The organism is Kitasatospora sp. NPDC001547 (genome assembly GCF_042894165.1).
In the GTDB taxonomy this organism is placed as follows: domain Bacteria; phylum Actinomycetota; class Actinomycetes; order Streptomycetales; family Streptomycetaceae; genus Kitasatospora.
The window spans coordinates 68572-88240 of sequence record NZ_JBIAVL010000013.1 but is presented as its reverse complement, the minus strand read 5'-3'; the positions used below and the strand labels follow the sequence as shown (position 1 = coordinate 88240).

Genomic DNA, 19669 nt, shown 5'->3' with positions numbered 1-19669 from the left:
GCCGTACGGCAGACGAACGCCTCGAGTTGTCCGTACAGGATCCGGCCGTCGACCGTCCCGGCCGGCCTGATGGTCCCGACCGTCGGACCGGAGCGGCGCGCCCGACCGGCCCGGTTCGATGGACCCGACCGATCCGCCCGGACACCCGCCGGCGTGCGGCCCCGCAACCTTCCCCGGGTCAGGAACCGGTCGCCGCGCGGACGGCGGCCGGGAGCGGGAGGGACGCGCCCTGCTCGAAGGCGGCGGCGAAACCGTCCGCGCCGAGGGCCGCGCGGACCACGGAGGCGACCCGCTCCACGTCCGCGCGCTCGCCGGGCGGGAGCGGGGCACCGGCGCCCCGGCGGGCGGCGTCGGCGGCCCCGAGGAGCAGCGCGGCACGGGTGAGCCCCGAGGTTTCGCCGGTGGCCGCGGCCGCGCCGGCGGCGCCCTCCAGCGAGAGGGCGAGGGCGCGCGGCTCGGCCAGTTCCCGGGCGTGGGCCAGGCCGCGGGCCTGATGGGCGGCGGCCTGCGCGGGCAGGCCGCGCAGTTCGGCGACGAAGCCGAGTTCCACCTCGACCAGGTGCTTTCCCGCGGTCGACGACGGGTAGTCGTCGCGCATCGCCCGGAGGTGGCGTTCCGCGGCGTCGAGGTCACCGGCCCGACGCGCCCCGAGGGCGAGGCCCATCACGGCGAAGACCTCGCCGAAGAGGTGGCCCTGCTCGGCGGCCGCGCGGCGGGCCCGCTCGTGGAGCAGCCGGGCCCGCTCCCAGTCGCCGGTGAGGAGCGCGAGGCGACCCAGGCCCGCGAGGCAGGCGGAGGCCTCCACGGCCAGGCCGAGTTGCTCGGCGAGGCGCAGCCCGACGCTGTGGCGGGACTCGGCGTCGGCGTAGTCACCCTCGATCTCGGCGAGCGCGGCGAGGGTCGGCACGGTCTGCAACTCGCCCCACCCGTCGCCGAGTTCGTGGAACTCCGCGGCGGCGGTGCGGCCGTCGCGGCGGGCCCCCGCCAGATCGCCGGCGGCCAGTGCGGTCCGGGCCAGCAGGGCGTGCGCCGCGGCGGTGCCCCAACGGTCGCCCGCGGCGGCGCAGTGGTCCAGGGCCCGGGTGCCGACGGCGTGCGCCGCGGCCGGGTCGCCCGCGTGGTGGAGGCCGTAGGCGAACAGCCACAGCGCCCGACCGCGCCGGACGGGGTCGGCGATGTCCGCCTCGGGGCAGTCCCGCTCGGGCGGCCGGTGGCCGGTGAGCATGGCGAACGCGCCGTGCAGGAGGTGGAGTTCGGCGGCCGTCGAGGCCGCGACGGCGGCGGATCCGGATGCCGGGCCGGCTGTGTCGGCCGGAGCGCGGCCGATGGCCTCCAGTACGGCGGCCAGGGCGCGCCTGGCCTCGTGGAGGCGCCCGCGCAGCAGCCACCAGGGGCACAGCGCGGCGGCCGTACGGGCCGCGCCGTCCTGGTCGCCGGTGCGCAGGAGGTGGTCGAGCGCGGCGCGGAGGTTGGCGGACTCGGCGTCCAGGAGGGCGAGTAGGTGCCGTTGGTCCGGCCCGCGCAGCCGGGCTTCGGCCCGTTCGGCCAGCTCGCGGAAGTACCCGGCGTGGCGGGCCGCGGTGGCCGCGGCCTCCCCCGCCTCGTGGAGCCGGTCGCGGGCGTAGGCGGCGACGGATTCGAGCAGGTGGTAGCGCGGGCCGTCCCCGGTGTGCGCGGCCTCGACAAGCGAGCGGTCGACCAGGCGGCCGACCAGGTCGAGGACCTCGTCGCCGGGGATGCCGTCTCCCCCGCACACCGCCTCGGCCGCCGGCAGCGGGCAGCCGCCGACGGGGACTGCCAGCCGCCGCAGGACGGCCTGCTCGGGCGGGGTGAGCAGGTCCCAGCTCCAGTCGATCACCGCGCGCAGGGTCTGCTGCCGGGCCGGGAGGCCGCGCTGCCCGGAGCCGAGCACCCGGAACCGGTCGCCGAGGCGGGCCGCCAGTTCCCGCACGCCCATCACCCGCACCCGGGTGGCCGCGAGCTCCAGGGCGAGCGGGATGCCGTCCAGGCGCCGGCAGATCTCCGCGACGGCGGCCCGCGTCCCGTCGTCCGCCCCGGCCTCCCCGACGTCCCCGGCCGCCGCGGCCGGAAGGGCGAACCCGGGCGCGGCCGCGGCGGCCCGTTCGGCGAACAGCCGCGCCGCGGCGACCGGGTCGAGCGGGGCGACGGGGAACACCGCCTCCCCGGGCAGCCGCAGCGACTCCCGACTGGTGGCCAGGACGCGCAGCTCCGGCACGGTGTCCAGCAGGGCCGCGACGAGGTCGGCGGCCGGCTCGATCACGTGCTCGCAGTTGTCGAGGACGAGCAGGGCCCGCCGTTCGCGCAGGGCGGCGGCCAGCGCGGGGAAGGGGGCGGCCGGGGGCACGGCCGGCCCGACGGTCTGGCGGATGCCGAACGCGGCGGCCACCGCCTGGGCGAGGTCGGCGGCGTCGGCGGGCAGGGCCGCGAGCTCGACGAGCCGCACCCCGTCCGGCGCGCCGCCCTCGGAGCCGTCCGCGAGGCGGTGCGCGAGGGCCAGCGCGAGCCGGGTCTTGCCCACTCCCCCGGGGCCGGTCAGCGTGACCAGGCGCTCGGCGCGGACCAGACGGGCGAGGTCGTCCAGCGCCGCGCCGCGTCCCACGAGCGTGGTGCGCGGGGCCGGCAGGTCCGGGCGGGGGAACCCGTCGGCGGACCGGTCACCGACGGCCACCGCGGCCGGCGGACCGACGGGCGAGCGGGCCGGAGCCGGCCGGTTTTCCGGCACGGCGGCGGGCAGCAGGGCTGTGTCCTGCCGCAGGATCGCCTCGTGCAGGGCCGTCAGTTCGGGGCTCGGGTCCAGGCCCAGCTCGTCGACCAGCAGCGCCCGCAGTCCGCCGTACGCGGCGACCGCCTCGCCCTGCCGACCGGCGCGGTACAGGGCCCGCATCTGCACGGCGCGCAGCCGCTCGCGCAGGGGATGGCGGTCCACCAGCTCGGCCACCTCGCCGAGCAGCAGCGGATCGCCGAACTCGAGGCGGGCCTCCGCCAGTTCCTCGACGACCGCGAGCCGTTCCTCGGCCAGGCGCTGGGCGGCCGGGCGGACGAACTCCTCGTCGGCGAAGTCGGCGTACGGGCGTCCACGCCACAGGTCGAGCGCCTGGGCGAGCGCGGCGGCCCGGGCGCGCGCGTCGGTCTCGCTCCGGGCCCGTACGGCCAGTTCCCGGAAGCGGGCCGCGTCGACCTGGGCGGCGTGGTCGTCGAGTCGGAGCCGGTACCCGGCGGGGTGGTGGGTCACCCGGTCCCGGCCGATCGCCCGGCGCAGCTGGGAGACCTTGGCCTGGAGCGCGTTGGCGGGGTTGGCGGGCGCACCGTCCCCCCAGATGTCGTCGACGAGGCGGTCGGGTGACACCGGTCGGCCCTCGTGCACCAGCAGATCGGCCAGCAGGGCCCGCACCTTGGTCTCGGGCACCCGCACGGGCGCGTCGTCGTCGCCCCACACCTCCAGCGGGCCGAGCACCCCGAACCTCATGGGGCACAGCCTACACAGGATGATCATCAGCTGGTCGGCCCGGGCTGCTGCCGGACCGTCAGCGGAGCATCAGCAGAGCCGAAGCGGGCTGCGGGAAGGTCATCTCAGCGGGCCGGAGGAACCGGCCGGCACCACCACGGAAGACGATGGAGCACCACCATGAGCACGAACACCCTGGTTCCGGCGGGCACGGACACCGAGACCGCCGGCCCGGAGTCCCCGCTGTTCCAGCCCGCCCGCCTCGGCGCCCTGCGGCTCGCCAACCGCCTGGTGATGGCCCCGATGACGCGCAACCGCGCGAGCGCCACCGGCGTACCGGAACCGATCATGGCCACCTACTACGCCCAGCGCGCCTCGGCCGGACTGATCATCGCGGAGGCCACGACGCCGAACGCGGTCGGCGCCACCTACCCCGACATACCGGCGATCCACGACGAGTCGCACGTGGCCGGGTGGCGCCGCGTCACCGACGCCGTCCGGGCCGCGGGCGGGCAGATGTTCCTCCAACTGCAGCACGGCGGCCGGGTCGGGCACCCCGAGACCAGTGGGCACCACCCGCTCGCCCCGTCGCCGGTACCGCTGCCCGGCACCATCGTCACCCCGTCCGGGCACCGCGAGAACGTCGTGCCGCGCGAGATGACCGAGCAGGAGATCCACGCCACCGTGGCCGACTTCGCCGCCGCCGCGCGCCGGGCGGTGGACGCGGGCTTCGCCGGGGTCGAGGTCCACGCCGCGAACGGGTACCTGCTCCACCAGTTCCTCTCCCGCCACACCAACCACCGCACCGACGGCTACGGCGGGTCGGTCGCCAACCGCATCCGCCTGACCGTCGAGGTGGTCCGAGCGGTCGCCGAGGCCATCGGCGCCGAACGCGTCGGGATCCGCATCGCCCCCGGCGTCACCGCCAACGCCATGACGGAGGACGACGTCGACGAGGTCTACCCCGCGCTCCTGCGCGAACTCGACGGCCTGCGCCCGGCCTACCTCCACGTCGTCTTCGCCGACCCCGACCAGCCCCTCTTCCGCACCCTGCGCCAGGCCTGGTCCGGCACGCTGATCGCGAACCCGGCGCTGCCCTGGCCCGGCCCCCTGCCCGCCGACGGCGGCCGCGCCGCCGCCGAACACCTGCTGGCCGCCGGCGCCGACCTGATCTCCCTCGGCCGCTCCTTCCTGGCCAACCCCGACCTGGTCACCCGCCTGCGCACCGGCGCACCCCTCAACCCCATCCGCGACGCCCACCTGATGTACGTCGGCGGCGAGACCGGCTACACCGACTACCCCACCCTCGACTGACAGTGTCAGGTCTGTCAGGTCCGCCGGCGGCTCGCGATCTCCTCGGAGAGCCGCCGCACGTGGGCGGGGTCCGCGTCCCGGGCAAGGGCGACGTAGTGGTCCATGACGGCCGGCCGGTAGCGCACGGGCAACGTCTGTCCTGGGGCGAGTCGGGTGAGCTCGGTGATCGTGAGGTCTTCGTCCGCGATGCCGCGGAACGAGATGCCGTCGGCGGTCTCCACGTCGAACATCAGCACCACGCGTGGACTGCCGTCGCTGCCGACCTCCCGCCAGTCGACGAGAACGCCGAGCGCGAGCTCCCCCGTACGCAGTTCCGCATTGCGCTTCCGTGCGTCACCGCTCAGGAGCGGGTTCGGGGCGACGCCCGGGAAGTCGGGCCCGACGCCGAGCGACTCCCGACTCAGGTCGGGCCTGAGCCGTGCCACCAGATCCTCGGGCTTCTCACCCGAACCGAACAGCCTGCCGAACGCCCTGCCGAACATCCTGCCGAACATCCCGACCCCTCCCTCACGCCCGGTACCGGGACCTCGGCCTGGCGCTTCGCCCTCCGCGCGATTGTACGAGCGTCAGCCAGTCGGTGGTGGCAGCTGCGCTCGGCCCGCCGGGCGGGGCAGAAGGGAGTCTCAGCGGTGGCCACGGGGCACCTCCTCGGTCGGCGACGTTCGGCCAAAACTGACTTCGCGTCAGATCGCTCGTGGCCGAGACTGATGACCCGTCATTGACACTTTCTTGACCATCACTTTACTGTCGCCGTGGCGGCGCCGACCCGCGCCGTCGGATGACCGGCACACCCGAGGAGGTCCGATGGAGCAGCTCATCAAGCGGATGACCCAGGACGACAAGTGGAAGCGCTGGGTCGCCGTCAACTCGGCCGGCGGCGCCAAGGACGGCTGCATCAGCGTCGCCAAGTCCGGATGCATCAGCGTGGCGAAGTCCGGCTGTATCTCCTGACCCAGCCCGACGCACCGGCAGTGCCGACAGGGTCCGGGCCGGCCGCTTCGGCCGGCCCGGGCCCCCGGGCCCCGGGTCGGAGCGGCCCCGGGCCCACGAGCCCAGGTGACCCCACCGACCGGAGGTGACATGAACGGCCAGCCGACCGCCGACGTGGTCGACCGGATCAAGGACATCCCCCTCTACCGCGCCTCGATCGAGCGGGGACACTTCCCCGTGCTGGAGAAGTCCGAGATCGCCCGCGGCTTTCCGGACAACTGGATGACGCCCGGCCTCGCCGAGGCCCTCGCGTCGGGCGAGGCCGAGTTCGTGCTGTCCACGGGCACCAACCACGCCCGCATGCAGCTCATCCGGCCACCGTACTTCCTGCTGAAGTCCTACTACCGGCTGTGGAGCGAGCACCCCGACATCGCCGACACGTGGGCCGAGGGCTGCAAGCGGGTCTCGCTGACCACCGTCCTGGCCACCGAGCACGTGGCACGGGTCAACGCCCGCAAGCGGGGCGGCGAGCCGGACTCCCGACCGGCCCTGGCGGAACGGTGGTTGGACGAACGCACCTGCTACCTCAACCTCCGCCTCGACCCCGACCACTGGCAACGGGCCGACGTCGAGCGCATGCTCGCGGAGATCCGGGAGGCCGCCCGGGCCCACCCGCGCGGCCGGTACCACCTCGACTGCTCCTCCTCCCACCTCGCGCACCTGGTGCGCAAGGCCAGGGCCTGGGGCCTGTGGGCGGACTTCCCGCAGCCGGCCGGCATCGTGCACGCCTACGAGTACACCCCCGTGAACGTCGCCCGGTACCTGCGCGAGCACTTCGACTGCCCGATCGTCGACCTGTTCGGCAGCACCGAACTCGGCTACCTCTACTACAGCGACCGCAGCGGCCGGTACCGGCCATACCTCGACGGGATGAGCGTCGAGCTCCTGCCCGTCGCCCCGGGGAGCGGGATCCACACCCTGATCGTCACCAGCGTGCGGAACCCCTGGATGCCGCTGGTCCGCTACCGCTCCGGGGACTGCGTCCGCACGCTGGACGGCAGCGCGGACCCCGGCCGCATCGCCCGGTTCTGCGGCCGGGAGAAGGAACTGCTCGACACCCCCGACGGCCCGGTCGCCCAGGGGGACCTCGACGAGGTGGTCGGCGCGGTCACGCCCCGGACCTTCCTCCACCGGCTGGACGTCACGGGCCCCGGGGACGAGGCCGTGTTGCGCTGCACCACCTTCGACGGCGCCCCGTTGACGGCCGCCGAGGCGGACGCGACGGCCCGCGAGGCCGGCCGGCTGATCGGACGGCCGTGCCGGGTCGAGCACCACGAGCACCTGTCGATCGGCGCCTCGGGCAAGTACGCCTGGCTCGCCGCCACGCCGACCACCGCCCCGGCCACCGCCCCGGCCACCGGGAACAGCCACGGAGACGCCCGATGACCGCCGACCGACCCCGCGTCACCGCCGACGAGCTCGCCGCCCTGCTCGGCGAGGACCTGCACGCCGAGGTGGTGGCGTACACCGTCGCGCGCACCGGCGCCGCACCCGCCGACGCCGAACGGCAGGTCACCGAGTGCCTGCGCTACCTCTACCTGGTCTCCCGCCACCGCGAGGAGCTCGCCGGCCTCTTCCTGCCGGTCGAGCAGGACATCGACGAGATCTGGCACTACCTCATCCTGCAGACCCGCGAGTACCGGGCCCTGTGCGAGGAACGCCTGCCGGGCCGCTACTTCGTCCACCACCGGGGCATCCCGTACGAGGCGTACCAGGAGGAGCCCGGCCGGGAGGCCGCCGCCGAGCAGGCGCTGCGCTGGATCCCGCTCTACTGCCAGGAGTTCGGGCCCTTCGACGAGGGTGCGCTGGCGCACTGGACCATCGTCCGCTACCTCCACGAGGAGCTGGGGATGTCGCTGGAGGAGATCTCGGCACTGAGCCCGACGGTGGCGGCGTGACGGTCTCCCCGCAGGTCGCCGAGGAGGCCCGGCATCCGCCCGAACACCCGGCGCAGCGCCGGGTGCTGGCCGTTCTGGTCGTCTCCCAGCTGGTCAGCGGCGTCGGGCTGACCGCGGGCGTCGTGGTGGGGGCGCTGATCGCCGAGGAGATGCTCGGCTCGACCGGACTGGCCGGCCTGCCCACCGCCCTGTTCACCGGCGGGTCGATGCTCGGCGCCCTGGGCATCGGCCGGCTCTGCCAGGCCTGGGGACGCCGCCCGGGGCTCGGCCTCGGGTACGCGGTCGGCGCCCTGGGCAGCGTGGGCGTGGTGATCGCGGTGGTCACCGACCAGGTCGCGCTGCTGCTGCCCGCGCTGCTGGTCTACGGCGCCGGCACCGCCACCAACCTGCTCGCCCGGTACGCGGGCGCCGATCTGGCCGCCCCGGAGCGGCGCGGCCGGGCCGTCAGCCGGGTGCTGCTCGCCTCGACGTTCGGCGCCGTGGCCGGGCCCAACCTGGTGGCGCTCGTCGGCGGGCCGGCCGAGGACTGGGGCGTGCCCCGGACGGCCGCGCCGTTCCTGCTGGCCGCCGTCGGGTACGCGGTGGCGGCCGTCGTGATCGGGGCGCTGCTGCGGCCCGATCCGCTGCGGTCGGCCCGGGCCGCGACGCCCCCACCGGCGCCGGCGGAACCCGCCGAAGCGGCCGAAGCGGCGAAGCCGTCGGACCGCTCGCGGGTCCCCGGCGTGGCCACCGGCCTGTGGATCATGGTGCTGGCCCAGCTGCCGAAGGTCGCCCTGATGACCATGGTCCCGGTCCACCTGGCCGCCAACGGCCACGGCACCGGTGTGATCGGCCTGGTCGTCTCGCTGCACATCGGCGCGATGTTCCTGCCCTCCCCGCTCAGCGGCCTGCTCGTCGACCGCTGGGGAGCGCTCCCGGTGGCCGCCGCCTCCGGCGTCACGCTCGGCGCGGCCGCCCTGCTGGCCGGCCTGGCGCCGGCGGACTCGGTGCCGGTCCTGGCTGCGGCCCTGCTGCTGGCCGGCGTGGGCTGGAACCTGGGCCTGGTCGGCGGCACGGCCGTGGTCACCGCCGCCGCGCCGCCCTCCCGGGGCGCCGCGACCCAGGGCCTGGCCGATGTCGGACTGTCGGTCGCGGGCTGCACCGGCGGTCTGCTCTCCGGCCCGGTGGTGGCTGCCGGCGGCTACGAAACGCTGGCCTTCGGCTGCGCCCTGGTGGCGCTGCTCGTCGCGCTCCCGGCGGTGCGCGCCGCCCGTCCCGTGCCCGCCGGAGAGCGGCGCTGAAACGGCGGTGAAACGGCGGCGGTGCCGCGGTCCGCCCCCTCGACGGACCGCGGCACCGGGCGGCGGCGGTCCGCGGGCCCGTCCCGGAGTCGACCAGCAGCACGTCTTCGACACCGGCCCTGCTGTGGCGAGGTCCGGCCCCGCCGGGGCACCTCACCGGTTCCGTTCACGGTGACAGCGCAGCGCCCGGGTGGACGCGGTCGGCGCCCGGAGAGGATCGTCCGGGCGCCGACCGCACCGGTTCCAGCGGCAACGGCGATGTCCGGAAGGCCGGACGGGTGGCCGGGTGGCCGGGGCCGGACTGCCGGCCCCGGCCGGACGCCCGGGCCGCCGGCGCCTACGAGTTCGGGTTCACCATGAGGTGCCAGTTGGTGGTGGTGGTGCTCGGCTTGCAGTACCAGTCGGAGTAGACGGAGGCACGCCCGTCCGCCTCGCACGCCGACTTGGTCCTGTAGGTACCGGCGTCGATGTACGAGAGGGTCCCCGCCACGACCGGCGACGCCGTGCTGGTCCGGGCAGACGCGGGGACCGCTTGCGCGGCGGTGGCGGCGGTGCCGCCGATGAGCAGTGCGGCGGCGACGGTGGCTCCGGTGAGAGCGAGTCGAGTACGCATTCTTCTCCTCCGTGCGGAATGGTCGATGTCGGTGGTCTCCCCGACCGCTGTCCGGCCAGGGATGATCCGCAGCGCCCGGGTGGACGCGCTCGGCGTCCGGGAAGCCTTGTCCGAGCGAGCGGGATCCGTTCGGTCCCTCGGCCCGTTGCTGCTGGGCGGCAGACGCGTTCGGTGTCCCGCGCCGACGGCCTGGCCGCTTGCGCGAGGCCGTCGTGGCTGAGGGCTGTTCCGGTGTTCCGCATTCAGGATGTCGAGGGCGATGGCACCAGGCCATGTCATTCCGCGCAGGGCCATTGCCGATTCGCGCACGCCTTGGGCGGCAGGTTCCGGTAGTCCCGCGGCGGTATCCCGTAGGTGGCCCGGAACAGGCGGCTGAAGTGCGTCGGGTTGGTGAAGCCCCACCGTTCGGCGATGGCCTGGATGGGGCGGGCCTTCAGGCGGGGGTTGGCGAGGTCGAGGCGGCAGCGTTCCAGGCGGCGGTGGCGTATCCAGGCCGCCGGTGGCGTGTCGTCCTCGGCGAGCAACTGCTGGAGATGGCGCAAGGAGATGTGGTGAGCGTCCGCGATCGCCCGGGGGGTCAGGGCCGGATCGGAGAGGTGCTGCTCGACGAACGCGTTGATCCGGGCCCGCAGGGCGCTCCGGCGGGCCTCGGGGCTCAGCGCCTCGTCAGCTTCCAGGCAGCCGGCGAGGACGGACGCCAGGAGGTCCAGGGTGACCGAGGCCAGGGTGGGGAGGTCGGCCGGGGCGAATTCGCCCGCGCGGGCGTTGATGTCCGTCAGCCAGCGGCTGAACACCCCGCCCATGCCGCGGTGCCCGCTGATCGGGACCGAGAGCAGGCTCCGCACCGTCTTCTCCGGCAGGGGCAGCAACCTGCGGGGGAACTGCACCGTCAGGTGCGACCAGTCGCCCGGCACGGTGCGGACAACACCGCTGTAGGGACGACTGCTGTCCATCACCATGAGGTCACCGGGCCGAATCGCCGCGTCGCCCCCGGCCTCGGAGAGCGCCCCCTCCGCATGGAGGAAGTAGTTGAGCAGGTAGACCTCCGGATCGGACTGCCGGATCAGCTTCGCCGTCCGAGCTATCTCCAGGTGCGGGAACACCAGCGCGGACACCTGCAGCTCACCCAGGTCCACGGCGCGCATCCTGGCACGGAAGTCGTCCTGGTGGTCGCTGCGCAGCCTGTTGGACATGTGCGACCGCGCTGTCGTGGCCTCCCAGAGCGCGAACCGCTCCGGCGCCGCCACGACCTCCGTGCTGAACTCCGTCACCAGCATCCCAGCCTCCGTAGCCCGTTCCCCCTGCGGCTTCGAACGTGGCATGGACAGGTACATACCGTCGAGCAGCACTTCGGTCACATGTGCCGCGGGTACGTCCTGGAGTACTGGCTAGGCGAACACCGCCTTGACCAGTGTCCGCTTCACCTTCTCGAACGTCCCGGCCATGGTGGGCAGGTCCGTTTCGACGTCCCCGGAGGTCAGCGAGCCGGTCAGGGTCCTGGTGCCGTCGGGCGTGCTGTACATCAGTGCGCCCCAGCCCCAGAACCCTCCGTTGTGGTGGAGGACGGTGCCGCCGCCGTCCAGCTCCTCCACGAACACCCCCAGGCCGTAACCCATCGTGGGGTCCGCGACGCGCATCTCGGCCAGAAGCCCGGCCGGGATGAGCTTGCCGCTGTTCAGCGCGGAGAAGAACGTGTGGAGGTCCCGGCTGGTCGAGATCATGTCGCCGGCGGCGGATACCCAGGAGGGGTTGAAGCGGGTGGTGTCGACCACCTTCCACTGTCCGGCGTCGTCGTAGCCGAAGTAACCGTGGGCGTGCGGCTCGGGGATGTCCTCCCGGGTCTCCGGCAGTAGGGTGCCCGTCAGCCCGAGCGGGCCCAGGATCAGCCGGTGCGTCTCCTCGGGCAGCGAGCGGCCGGTGACCTGCTCGATCAGCAGCCTGGCCAGGACGTAGTTGGTGTTGGAGTAGCTCCAGGCCGTCCCCGGCTCGAACCGCGCCGGCTTCTCCAACGCCCCCCGCACCAGCTCCTCCGGCCGGTAGGTCGCGTGCTGCAGGTCCACCCACTCCTTGCCCCATCCGGCGACCACACCGGGTTCGACCGACCCGTCCTCGGAGAACTCGCCGGTGAAGTTGAACAGCCCGCTGGTGTGCTGCAGGAGCATCCGTACCGTGATCCGCCGGTCGAGCCGGAACTCGGGCAAGTGGTCGGCCACCAGGTCCTCGAGACCGAGCCGGCCCTCGGCCACCAGCTGCAGGACGACGGTCGCGACGAAGGTCTTGGTGGCGCTGCCGATCCGGAAGTGCCCGTCGGTCGGCGGCTTCGCGGTCCGGCCCAGCTCGCTCACCCCGGCGCTGCCGACCCACTCGCCGAGTTCGTCGTTGACGCGCAGCTGCACGCCGGAGAAACCGGCGTCGACGATCTCCTGCATGGCCTTCCGCAGCTCGGGGCGGTCCTGCGCGGCGGTGTTCTGCTCACTCATGGGTGATTCCTCATCTCGCGTCGGCGGGTGTGAGTTGAGCGTGCACCCTGACCCAAGGTCAAGGTCAAGGCGACAGATGAGCGCTAGGCTCGCCCCATGGCAGACGGGCTCACGATCGGTCAGGCGGCGGCTTTCGTCGGCATCACCGTCAAGACGGTGCGGCACTACCACCGGCTCGGTCTGGTCGCCGAACCGGAACGGGACCATTCCGGCTACCGGCGCTACGGTTCGGCCGACCTGCTGCGCCTTGTCCAGGTCCGGGCCCTGGCCGGGGCGGGCGTGCCGCTGGCCGAGATCGGCGAGCTGCTCGACGCCGAGCCCGAGCGGTTCGCCACCGCCCTGGACGACGTCCGCCGCCGGCTCACCGAACAGATCGAGGAGCTGACCGCCCGCCGCGACACCCTGCACCGGCTCGCCCACGGTGACCGCGCCCTGCTGCCCGACCGGGCCTGCGCGGTCCTGGAGCGACTCGCCGAGCTCGACTTCAGCCCCGACTACGTCACCACCCAGCGGGAGGCCCTGGTGCTGTCGCGGGCGCTGACTCCCGAGGTCTTCGAGGTCTTCCTGGCCAACCTCGAACACCGGCTCGACGACCCCGAGTTCGTCGAGTTGACCAAGCGCGGCTGGGAGGCGAGGTCCTGGGATCCCGACGACCCGCGGATCGAGGAGCTGGCCTCAGCGGTGGCCGCCAACCTGCTGGGCGTCCGCGCGCTGCTGACGCTGCCGGCCAAGCGACCGCACGGGCCCGACGCGGACTCCCGGTACGGCGTGGTCAACCACCACCGGGAGGACGAGGCACCGTCCATCGCCCGGCTGAACGGGCTGGTCGAGGGCCACCTGCGTGCGGCGGGCATTGATATCCCGCGTCAGTGACGGACTGCTGCGCACTTGATCGCCGGTTCGCACCAGGTGCGGTAGGAGACGAGCTGCTCAACGAGCGTGCCGGCGCCTCGAATCGGCGTGGGGGCCGCCTCGTGGCTGACGCCCCGTGCCGTCCCGCTCCTGGCCGCTCGGGTGCGCGGGGTGCGGGTCGGGGAGGGTGTCGGCCGGCCAGAGGGTGTCGGGGAAGGCCGCGTCGTCGGTGTCGGTGTCGGGCAGGAGGGTGGTGAGCATCTGCTGGGCGGTCTTCGCGTTGTCGATGGCGCGGGGCAGCATGGTGCTTTCGTAGGCGTCGAGGGCCTGGTCGATGGTGGGGTGGCCGATGACGGCCTGGGCGAGTTCGGCGCCGTCGAGCAGGGCGAGGTTGGCTCCGACGCCGGCGGGCGGCATCAGATGGGCGGCGTCGCCGAGCAGGGTGATGCCGGGGACGCGCTGCCAGGAGTGGGGAACGGGAAGGACGAACATGGGGCGGTCGGTGAACCCGCCCTCGTTGTCGCGCAGGATGTCCAGCAGGCTCTCGTGCCAGCCCTGGTACTGGGCGAGGAGTCGGGCGCGTACGGCTTCGGTGTCGGCGAGGTCGAGGCCGGCGTGCCAGTCCTGGGGGCCGCGGAAGGTGATGTAGGCGCGGACGTGCCCGTCGCTGTTGCGTTGCAGCACCAGGCTTCGGCGGCCCGCCTTGGCCGCCATGGTGCCGCGGCCGACCAGGCCGGCGATGCGGGGGTGGCGGTGGTCGACGTCGTTGAAGTGGGTTTCCACCATCGTGACGCCCGCGTAGGAGGGCTGGGCGCCGGAGAGCGCGGGGCGTACCCGGGACCAGGCACCGTCGGCGCCGATGACCAGGTCGAAGTCGTCGAAGTCGTCGAAGCCCTCGGCGGTGGGGCTGCGGTGGTGCAGGCGTACGGTGCCGTCGGGTAGCGGGGTGACGGCCCTTACGGGATGGTCCCAGCGGACCGTGCCGGGGATGAGGGAGTCCAGCAGGAGGGAGCGCAGCCGGCCGCGGTCGATCTCGGGCCTGCTCAGATCGTCCTCGCCGGCCTGGTCGTGGCGGATCAGGGTCGCGTGGCGGTCGTACAGGCGCCACTCCTGGCTTTCGGGCCGGGACAGGGCGAGGAACCGGTCGAACAGCCCGGCTGCTCGTAGGGCGACCTGGCCGGTGTCTTCATGGATGTCGAGGGTGCCACCCTGCGAGCGGGAGCGGGGGTCGCTCTCACGCTCGAAGACCGTGACCGGCACGCCGTGCTGCTGCAGCACGCGCGCGCAGACGAGGCCGCCCAGGCCGGCGCCGCTGATCGCTATGCGAGAGGTGGTGGATGTCGTGGACATAGGGGTCACGCTCCGTCGAATGGTTGAGGAGGGGGCCGGCGTCTCGTGGTGACGCCCTTCCGGACGCGGCAGACCGGTCCGGTGCGCGGACTCCGACTGGTTCTGGCAGCTGTGGTGCCGGTCAGGCGTACCCGACCACAGAAGCACAGCAGATACAAAAGTACAACTGCTCCGACTTTCTATCCGATCCTCTTTGTGATCGGGTGTGCTCAGGCGGGTAGGGTGGGGGCATGGCCGGGACGACAACAGGACGCCGCGAGCGCAAGAAGGCTCAGACCAGGCAGGCTCTGACGGACGCCGCAGTGCGGTTGTTCACCGAGCGCGGTTTCGACAACGTCGGCGTGCGCGAGGTGGCGGAGGCGGCCGACGTCTCACTGAGCACCCTCTTCAAGCACTTCCCCAGCAAGGAAGCCCTCGTCTTCGATCTGGACGCGGACATCGAGAGCGCCCTGGTCGCCGCCGTTCACGACCGGGCCCCCGGACAGACCGTGCTCCACGCCCTGCGCGACCACATGGTGCACAACCGCACCAGGGTGCGCACCGACGACCCCACTTTCGTCCTCATCGAATCCACGCCCGCCCTGCGGGACTACGCCCGGCGCATGTGGTCGCGCCACGAGAGGACACTGGCAGCCGCCCTCGCCGAGGCCACCGGACTCGCCCCGGATGCCCCCGCCATCACCGGTCTGGCACGCTTCACCCTGGAAGCCCCCGGCATCGCCCGCACGAGCGACGACCCGGCCCAGGCCATGCGCGACCTGTTCGCCCTGCTGGAACACGGCTGGGCCACCACCCCCCTGGCGCGACAGGAAGACCGCCCCGGCCAGGAAGGATGACCACGACCGGATGCCGCATCACGGTGCCAGCGGCTGCTCCTCGACGGCCTGCTCACCATCGTCGCTCTGCCGGCCACCCCAGAAGCCGGCCCGTCCGACCATCCCGCAGCCGACCGGCGACGTCGTCCCACTCCGCCGGGTCTGACCCGTCAGCCTTCGAGAGGGGAGCCCGCAGCGCGCGGGCTCCCCTCTCGACGCTGCAGCCGTCGTCAGGTGAAGTCCTGCGGTCCCAGCAGGCGTTCGAGCTCAGCGACGGCTTCGACGGCCGCATGAGTCTCCAGCACCTCCTCGGCCGGATGGACATAGGGACTTCCGCGCCAGACGACATAGCCGCCCGCCGGGTCCACCGTCACGAACGCCGGCACCGGCTCCCCGTCCCCCATCCACCACCGCGGCCCCGTGCTGAAGCAAAGTCGGCCCATGCTGGTGAACGGATAGAAGCGCGTGAGCCCACCACCCCGAGCCGCCGAGACCAGAGCGACCAAGCCCACGTGCTCACCGCGACCACAGGCCTTGTCGATCCCTGTCGAACAGGCCAGCTCGAAGTCCCAAGCAGCCTCCAGCGGCTCTTTCATCTCCATCAAGCCATGGTCTCGCCGATGCGATCCGCAGAAAAGGCCCACCCCGCGCACCCCACTCCCCAGACCGTTCACAGGTCGAAGAACTGAGGAGCCGGAGCAACACTGGCCAGACCCAGAAAGCCTCATCAACCGACTCGTCGCCGTGGATGCCCAAGGGTCGGTGTGCGAGCACCCGTCGCTGCTGATGACCCACCACCTGCCCGGCAGCGTGCGCCCGGACCAGGACGACGACACCGCCGCCCGTGCCGACCTGCTCGCCGCACAACTGCCCGCCGTGCACGCCCTGCACGTCGACGACAGCCACCGGCCGCGCACCTGGCAGGCGTGGACAGCCCCCGAACGCGTCGCCGTACCCCGGGACTTCCACCCCGGCAACGTCCTGTTCACCGGCACCGGCATCACCCTCACCGGCGTGGTCGACTGGGTGGAAACCTCCTGGGGCCCGGCCGACCTCGACGTCGCCCAGTACGCCACCACCGTCGCCCTACTCCACGGCCCCCAGGCCGGCCACGCTTTCACCGACCGCTACACCGCCGCCGGCGGCCGCACCCTCTCCGAGGGCCGCGACCACCTGTACTGGCGACTCCTGGACACCCTCGCCTTCGCCCCCGACGCCGAGAAAGTCGCCGCACCCTGGCGCGAACTCGGCCGCACCGACCTGACACCCCCCCGTACTGACCCAACGCCTCGAGGACTGCCTGCAGGCCCTCTTCGACCGCTACGCCTGACCCGCCCGGGCTTGGGTCAGCACCCCGTCGCCGTCGGGCGCGCCTCGCGGCATCATGCCGGCCTACACGCTGAGCGTTCGAGCCTCGGGTCCGACTGCGGGCCGCCTCCTGGGTGCGTCGGGGCTACGTGCGGGTCCGGCGTGGAAATCGGATGCCCCGCGCCGGGCTGTTCGGGCAGGATGCGACCATGGACGACGCGGTGGGACTGACGGAGCGGGTGACGGCCGCGGCGCGAGTGGCGCAGGCCTCGCAGGCCGACGACGACTGGCACGCCTACTGGACGCTGGCCCGGCAGGCGGTCGAGGGGGACGGCGGGCAGGTCGCGTGGCAGGCCGGGACGCGGCTGCTGCAATCACCCGACGCCCTGGAACGGATGGTGGGCTGCGACCTGCTGGGAACCGCGGCCGACGAGCACGAGCGCCTGCGCGCCGGGGCGGCGACCGCCCTGCTGGCACTCGCCGAAGCCGAGACGGCGCCCCTCGTGTTGTCTTCCCTGGTCTGCGCCCTGGGCCGCACGCACGATGCGCGCGCCGTCACCGTACTCGTCGACCTCTCCCGCCACGAGGAGGCCGACCTGCGGTGCCACGTCGCCTCGCAGTTCGCCTCCGTCCACAGCTCACTGCCCGACGGGCCCGATGTCCGGGCACTGATCCGCCTCACCCGCGACCGGGACCCCGACGTCCGCAACTGGGCGGCCTTCACGCTGGGATCCCAACTGGACCAGGACACCACCGCCATCCGGGACGCGCTGTGGAGGTGCACCACCGACGAGTACGGCGAGGTCCGTGAGGAAGGCGCACGCGGCCTGGCCAGACGGCACGACCCCCGAGCCGTGCCGCTGATCGCGCACCTGCTGGGCACCGACAGCTGGTCCCACAACCTGACCCTGGACGCGGCGGCGATCCTGGGTGTCCCCGAACTCCTGCCGGCCCTGGCGGCCTGCCAACTCGACCCGGCCGAGACCGACCGGGCCCTGGCGGCCTGCGACCCGGCACGGCGGGCCCGCATCCAGGACGACGCCTGGAAGATCGTCCTGGAACTGGAACGCCTGCACCCGGACATCGACGCGGCGCTCAGCTCACCGCGCTACGCATCGGTGCACGAGCTGGAGATGACGGTGACCAGCCGACAGGCCCCCGACGCCCGCTATGAGGCGGCCGCCCTGCTCACCCGCGCCGATGGCGACCCCGCACGGGCGGCCGGCCTCGTGGCGGCCGACCTGGCCCGCCCCGCCGCCGCACTCTGACACCCCCGGCACGGCGCCCGTCACGACACGGGGCCGGCACGGCGCGGGCCGCGGCACCACGGGGCCACAGGGCCACAGGGCCACGGGCGTCAGTGGTACTGGGCGATCTGGATGAGGTTGCCGCAGGTGTCGTCCAGGACCGCGGTGGTGACCGGCCCGAGGGCGAGGGGCTCCTGGGTGAAGCGCACGCCCAGGGCGCGCAGGCGCTCGTACTCGCCGTGCACGTCGTCCACGGCGAAGGAGGTGGCGGGGATGCCGTCGGCGGCGAGGGCGGCGACATAGGCCTTGGCGGCGGGGTGCTGGTCGGGCTCCAGGACCAGTTCGGTGCCGTCGGGCTGTTCGGGTGAGACGACGGTGAGCCAGCTGTGCCCGCCGAGCGGGACCTCGGTCTTCTTCACGAATCCCAGCACGTCGGTGTAGAAGCGCAGGGCCTTGTCCTGGTCGTCGACGAAGACACTGGCCAGGTTGATCCTCACGGGGAGTCCTTGGGTGGTTCGGGCCTGAGCCAGCGGGTCGCGATGCGCTCAAGCGGTTCGTTGTTCAGGTCGTGGAACTTGTAGCGGCCCTCGCGGCGCACCCGTACCAGGCCGGCCGCCTCCAGCACCGCCAGGTGCTGGCTGACGGCCTGCCGCGACAGGCCCAGCGCGTGCCGGGTGGTCAGCCGCACACAGATCTCGAACAGCGACTGGCCGCCACGCTGGGCCAGCTCGTCGAGGATCAGGCGGCGGGTGGGGTCCGCCAGCGCCTTCCAGACTCCATCGTCGGTCACCACTCCACCATAGGCAAGTCGAGACTTGCCTATCAAACGGGGGCGGAAGGCGGTCGCACGCCGCCCCGAGGGGCTGCTCCACATCAGCCGACCATCCTGCTGTCGGATCCGCCGCCCGGAGCCAACGGCGGCGGATGTTCCCGCCCGGCGCTACGGGCACTGGCCTCCGCCGGCCGCACGAGCACCTCCACCGCCCCGGCCGGAGCGCGGTCCAGTGTCCACGCGAGCGTTCCCGCCGGCCGCCTACGCCGTGTCCGACCCCGCCTCCGCCTCCGCACAGCCGCACCCGGCAGCGGGGGCACGCTCTTGACCTCGGATCGGCCCCGCTTTCGAGGTGCTATCGGCCGGCCGCCCCAAGCCGCCGCATCCCGATCACCATTCTCGCCAGCGGTCGGTGATCTCGTGGCGGCCGAGGCCCTGCCGCTCGGTGAGCGCCGCGACGTCGACGCCGGCGGCGAGGAGGGAGTCGTCGATGTAGGCGCAGAGCAGTTCCCGCTCTTCGGTTTCGTAGGCGGCCTCGTCGTGGGCCTCATGGACGCGGTTGAGCTCCAGCACGACGCGCTCGACGACGCCGAGGACGTCGTCGTCGGCCGGGCTGCCGCCCAGCGCGGCCACGTCCGCCTCGAAGGCGGCGAGGGCGTCGTCGGTGACGCTCAGGAGGCTCGCGGGGAAGAGTGCGGCACTGTACGCGGACTCCGGGTCGAGCGTTCCCGCCGCCACCGCTGCGGCTTCTTCGGCAACGTGCGCACGCCAGACGTCGGTCGGTCTCTCAGGCATGAAGGCACTGTAGTCGCCGGGGTCGGACGGCGAAGCCGCGGGCTGCCCCCAGCCAGGGCCGCCGGCACCGGCGCCGCCCTCCTCCGGTCGAAGGTGACCAGCGAGGGGGCGGTGGGCGGCGGTGGGCAGCGGTAGGCGACGTGCCGACTGCGTCGCCTCGACCTGCTGCGCCTCGGCAATGCAGCACCGGCATCGGTGCGAACTCCCCGGCGACCCGGACCAGTCGGCAGGCCGCCCCGGTCCGGTCCGTCCTGCCGTCGCCGTTCTCCTCCTCCTGGCGAACGGCGGGCTGGTTCGAGGCACGGCCGCCGCCGTCGACCCCGCCTCCACCCCCGCTTCTCCGGGCAGGCACGGATCCTGCTCACACGGGAGGGGAGAGCTGTCCACGCACCCACTCGGGATCGGGGTGGGGGTGTGACTGGCCTGCCACGACAACGGTCGGCACGATCACGTCACCGTCGTCGGCTGCGCGCACCGCTGCCGCTCCTG

General features: G+C 73.5%; 19 protein-coding genes. 9 read left to right on the top strand and 10 right to left on the bottom strand.

Annotation, left to right across the window (positions count from 1 at the left end; genetic code table 11):
- Positions 1-178 precede the first annotated feature (178 nt).
- Positions 179-3487 (bottom strand): BTAD domain-containing putative transcriptional regulator, encoded by a 3309-nt coding sequence (locus tag ACFY0X_RS23475; RefSeq protein ID WP_387757214.1) that lies wholly within the window; start codon positions 3485-3487, stop codon positions 179-181.
- A 159-nt stretch (positions 3488-3646) separates the two neighbouring features.
- On the opposite strand from ACFY0X_RS23475, the gene ACFY0X_RS23470 reads away from it, so the two are divergent.
- Positions 3647-4780 carry an alkene reductase gene (locus ACFY0X_RS23470; protein ID WP_387757213.1) on the top strand — a complete coding sequence of 378 codons (1134 nt, stop codon included), beginning with the start codon at positions 3647-3649 and terminating at the stop codon, positions 4778-4780.
- Between the two features lie 14 nt (positions 4781-4794).
- Here the strand turns inward: ACFY0X_RS23470 and ACFY0X_RS23465 are convergent, their stop codons facing one another.
- Positions 4795-5262 carry a hypothetical protein gene (locus ACFY0X_RS23465; protein WP_387757212.1) on the bottom strand — a complete coding sequence of 156 codons (468 nt, stop codon included), beginning with the start codon at positions 5260-5262 and terminating at the stop codon, positions 4795-4797.
- Between the two features lie 322 nt (positions 5263-5584).
- Between ACFY0X_RS23465 and ACFY0X_RS23460 the strand changes: the two genes are divergently transcribed.
- The 4 genes from ACFY0X_RS23460 to ACFY0X_RS23445 all read left to right on the top strand — a co-directional run bounded on the left by ACFY0X_RS23460 (position 5585) and on the right by ACFY0X_RS23445 (position 8948).
- Positions 5585-5731, top strand: coding sequence for a hypothetical protein (locus tag ACFY0X_RS23460; RefSeq protein ID WP_387757210.1), 147 nt, complete (start codon positions 5585-5587; stop codon positions 5729-5731).
- Positions 5732-5860: 129 nt separating this feature from the next.
- Positions 5861-7156, top strand: a complete 1296-nt coding sequence (locus ACFY0X_RS23455) for a hypothetical protein (protein ID WP_387757208.1) — start codon at positions 5861-5863, stop codon at positions 7154-7156.
- Positions 7153-7668 (top strand): hypothetical protein, encoded by a 516-nt coding sequence (locus ACFY0X_RS23450; protein ID WP_387757207.1) that lies wholly within the window; start codon positions 7153-7155, stop codon positions 7666-7668. Before ACFY0X_RS23455 ends, ACFY0X_RS23450 begins: the two co-directional genes overlap by 4 nt.
- A complete protein-coding gene (locus ACFY0X_RS23445) occupies positions 7665-8948 on the top strand; it encodes an MFS transporter (protein WP_387757205.1) in 1284 nt (427 codons plus the stop codon). The genes ACFY0X_RS23450 and ACFY0X_RS23445 overlap by 4 nt, the downstream gene beginning before the upstream one ends.
- A 337-nt stretch (positions 8949-9285) precedes the next feature.
- Here ACFY0X_RS23445 and ACFY0X_RS23440 read toward each other — a convergent pair whose 3' ends face one another.
- From ACFY0X_RS23440 to ACFY0X_RS23430, 3 genes are all read right to left on the bottom strand, one after another.
- Positions 9286-9561 carry a hypothetical protein gene (locus ACFY0X_RS23440; protein WP_387757204.1) on the bottom strand — a complete coding sequence of 92 codons (276 nt, stop codon included), beginning with the start codon at positions 9559-9561 and terminating at the stop codon, positions 9286-9288.
- A gap of 275 nt (positions 9562-9836) precedes the next feature.
- Positions 9837-10838 (bottom strand): helix-turn-helix domain-containing protein, encoded by a 1002-nt coding sequence (locus tag ACFY0X_RS23435; RefSeq protein ID WP_387757202.1) that lies wholly within the window; start codon positions 10836-10838, stop codon positions 9837-9839.
- Positions 10839-10949: 111 nt separating this feature from the next.
- Positions 10950-12041: a serine hydrolase domain-containing protein gene (locus ACFY0X_RS23430; protein ID WP_387757201.1), complete on the bottom strand. Its 1092-nt coding sequence runs from the start codon at positions 12039-12041 to the stop codon at positions 10950-10952.
- Positions 12042-12137: 96 nt separating this feature from the next.
- On the opposite strand from ACFY0X_RS23430, the gene ACFY0X_RS23425 reads away from it, so the two are divergent.
- Positions 12138-12914, top strand: a complete 777-nt coding sequence (locus ACFY0X_RS23425; RefSeq protein ID WP_387757200.1) for a MerR family transcriptional regulator — start codon at positions 12138-12140, stop codon at positions 12912-12914.
- 57 nt (positions 12915-12971) lie between these two features.
- On the opposite strand, the gene ACFY0X_RS23420 is transcribed toward ACFY0X_RS23425, so the two are convergent.
- Positions 12972-14243 (bottom strand): FAD-dependent oxidoreductase, encoded by a 1272-nt coding sequence (locus ACFY0X_RS23420; protein WP_387757198.1) that lies wholly within the window; start codon positions 14241-14243, stop codon positions 12972-12974.
- Between the two features lie 230 nt (positions 14244-14473).
- Here ACFY0X_RS23420 and ACFY0X_RS23415 point away from each other — a divergent pair, with 230 nt between their 5' ends.
- Positions 14474-15079: a TetR/AcrR family transcriptional regulator gene (locus ACFY0X_RS23415; RefSeq protein ID WP_387757196.1), complete on the top strand. Its 606-nt coding sequence runs from the start codon at positions 14474-14476 to the stop codon at positions 15077-15079.
- A 209-nt stretch (positions 15080-15288) separates the two neighbouring features.
- Here ACFY0X_RS23415 and ACFY0X_RS23410 read toward each other — a convergent pair whose 3' ends face one another.
- On the bottom strand, positions 15289-15660 hold the full coding sequence (locus tag ACFY0X_RS23410) for a hypothetical protein (RefSeq protein WP_387757195.1): 372 nt from the start codon (positions 15658-15660) through the stop codon (positions 15289-15291).
- 160 nt (positions 15661-15820) lie between these two features.
- Here ACFY0X_RS23410 and ACFY0X_RS23405 point away from each other — a divergent pair, with 160 nt between their 5' ends.
- Complete coding sequence (locus ACFY0X_RS23405; RefSeq protein WP_387757193.1) at positions 15821-16597, top strand: phosphotransferase; 777 nt, start codon at positions 15821-15823, stop codon at positions 16595-16597.
- Positions 16576-17634 carry a HEAT repeat domain-containing protein gene (locus ACFY0X_RS23400; protein ID WP_387757191.1) on the top strand — a complete coding sequence of 353 codons (1059 nt, stop codon included), beginning with the start codon at positions 16576-16578 and terminating at the stop codon, positions 17632-17634. Before ACFY0X_RS23405 ends, ACFY0X_RS23400 begins: the two co-directional genes overlap by 22 nt.
- Positions 17635-17723: 89 nt before the next feature.
- On the opposite strand, the gene ACFY0X_RS23395 is transcribed toward ACFY0X_RS23400, so the two are convergent.
- From ACFY0X_RS23395 to ACFY0X_RS23385, 3 genes are all read right to left on the bottom strand, one after another.
- A complete protein-coding gene (locus ACFY0X_RS23395) occupies positions 17724-18110 on the bottom strand; it encodes a VOC family protein (protein ID WP_387757189.1) in 387 nt (128 codons plus the stop codon).
- Positions 18107-18403 (bottom strand): ArsR/SmtB family transcription factor, encoded by a 297-nt coding sequence (locus tag ACFY0X_RS23390; RefSeq protein ID WP_387757188.1) that lies wholly within the window; start codon positions 18401-18403, stop codon positions 18107-18109. Before ACFY0X_RS23390 ends, ACFY0X_RS23395 begins: the two co-directional genes overlap by 4 nt.
- Positions 18404-18775: 372 nt before the next feature.
- Positions 18776-19180, bottom strand: coding sequence for a hypothetical protein (locus tag ACFY0X_RS23385; RefSeq protein ID WP_387757187.1), 405 nt, complete (start codon positions 19178-19180; stop codon positions 18776-18778).
- Positions 19181-19669: the final 489 nt, after the last annotated feature.

Excerpts from the sequence above, each read along its gene's own strand:
- ACFY0X_RS23435 (WP_387757202.1), bottom strand. The coding sequence starts at position 10,838 with ATGCTGGTGACGGAGTTCAGCACGGAGGTCGTGGCGGCGCCGGAGCGG.
- ACFY0X_RS23455 (WP_387757208.1), top strand. The coding sequence starts at position 5,861 with ATGAACGGCCAGCCGACCGCCGACGTGGTCGACCGGATCAAGGACATC.
- ACFY0X_RS23450 (WP_387757207.1), top strand. The coding sequence starts at position 7,153 with ATGACCGCCGACCGACCCCGCGTCACCGCCGACGAGCTCGCCGCCCTG.
- ACFY0X_RS23425 (WP_387757200.1), top strand. The coding sequence starts at position 12,138 with ATGGCAGACGGGCTCACGATCGGTCAGGCGGCGGCTTTCGTCGGCATC.
- ACFY0X_RS23440 (WP_387757204.1), bottom strand. The coding sequence starts at position 9,561 with ATGCGTACTCGACTCGCTCTCACCGGAGCCACCGTCGCCGCCGCACTG.
- ACFY0X_RS23410 (WP_387757195.1), bottom strand. The coding sequence starts at position 15,660 with ATGGAGATGAAAGAGCCGCTGGAGGCTGCTTGGGACTTCGAGCTGGCC.
- ACFY0X_RS23430 (WP_387757201.1), bottom strand. The coding sequence starts at position 12,041 with ATGAGTGAGCAGAACACCGCCGCGCAGGACCGCCCCGAGCTGCGGAAG.
- ACFY0X_RS23400 (WP_387757191.1), top strand. The coding sequence starts at position 16,576 with ATGGACGACGCGGTGGGACTGACGGAGCGGGTGACGGCCGCGGCGCGA.
- ACFY0X_RS23415 (WP_387757196.1), top strand. The coding sequence starts at position 14,474 with ATGGCCGGGACGACAACAGGACGCCGCGAGCGCAAGAAGGCTCAGACC.
- ACFY0X_RS23385 (WP_387757187.1), bottom strand. The coding sequence starts at position 19,180 with ATGCCTGAGAGACCGACCGACGTCTGGCGTGCGCACGTTGCCGAAGAA.
- ACFY0X_RS23470 (WP_387757213.1), top strand. The coding sequence starts at position 3,647 with ATGAGCACGAACACCCTGGTTCCGGCGGGCACGGACACCGAGACCGCC.
- ACFY0X_RS23465 (WP_387757212.1), bottom strand. The coding sequence starts at position 5,262 with ATGTTCGGCAGGGCGTTCGGCAGGCTGTTCGGTTCGGGTGAGAAGCCC.
- ACFY0X_RS23420 (WP_387757198.1), bottom strand. The coding sequence starts at position 14,243 with ATGTCCACGACATCCACCACCTCTCGCATAGCGATCAGCGGCGCCGGC.
- ACFY0X_RS23475 (WP_387757214.1), bottom strand. The coding sequence starts at position 3,487 with ATGAGGTTCGGGGTGCTCGGCCCGCTGGAGGTGTGGGGCGACGACGAC.
- ACFY0X_RS23460 (WP_387757210.1), top strand. The coding sequence starts at position 5,585 with ATGGAGCAGCTCATCAAGCGGATGACCCAGGACGACAAGTGGAAGCGC.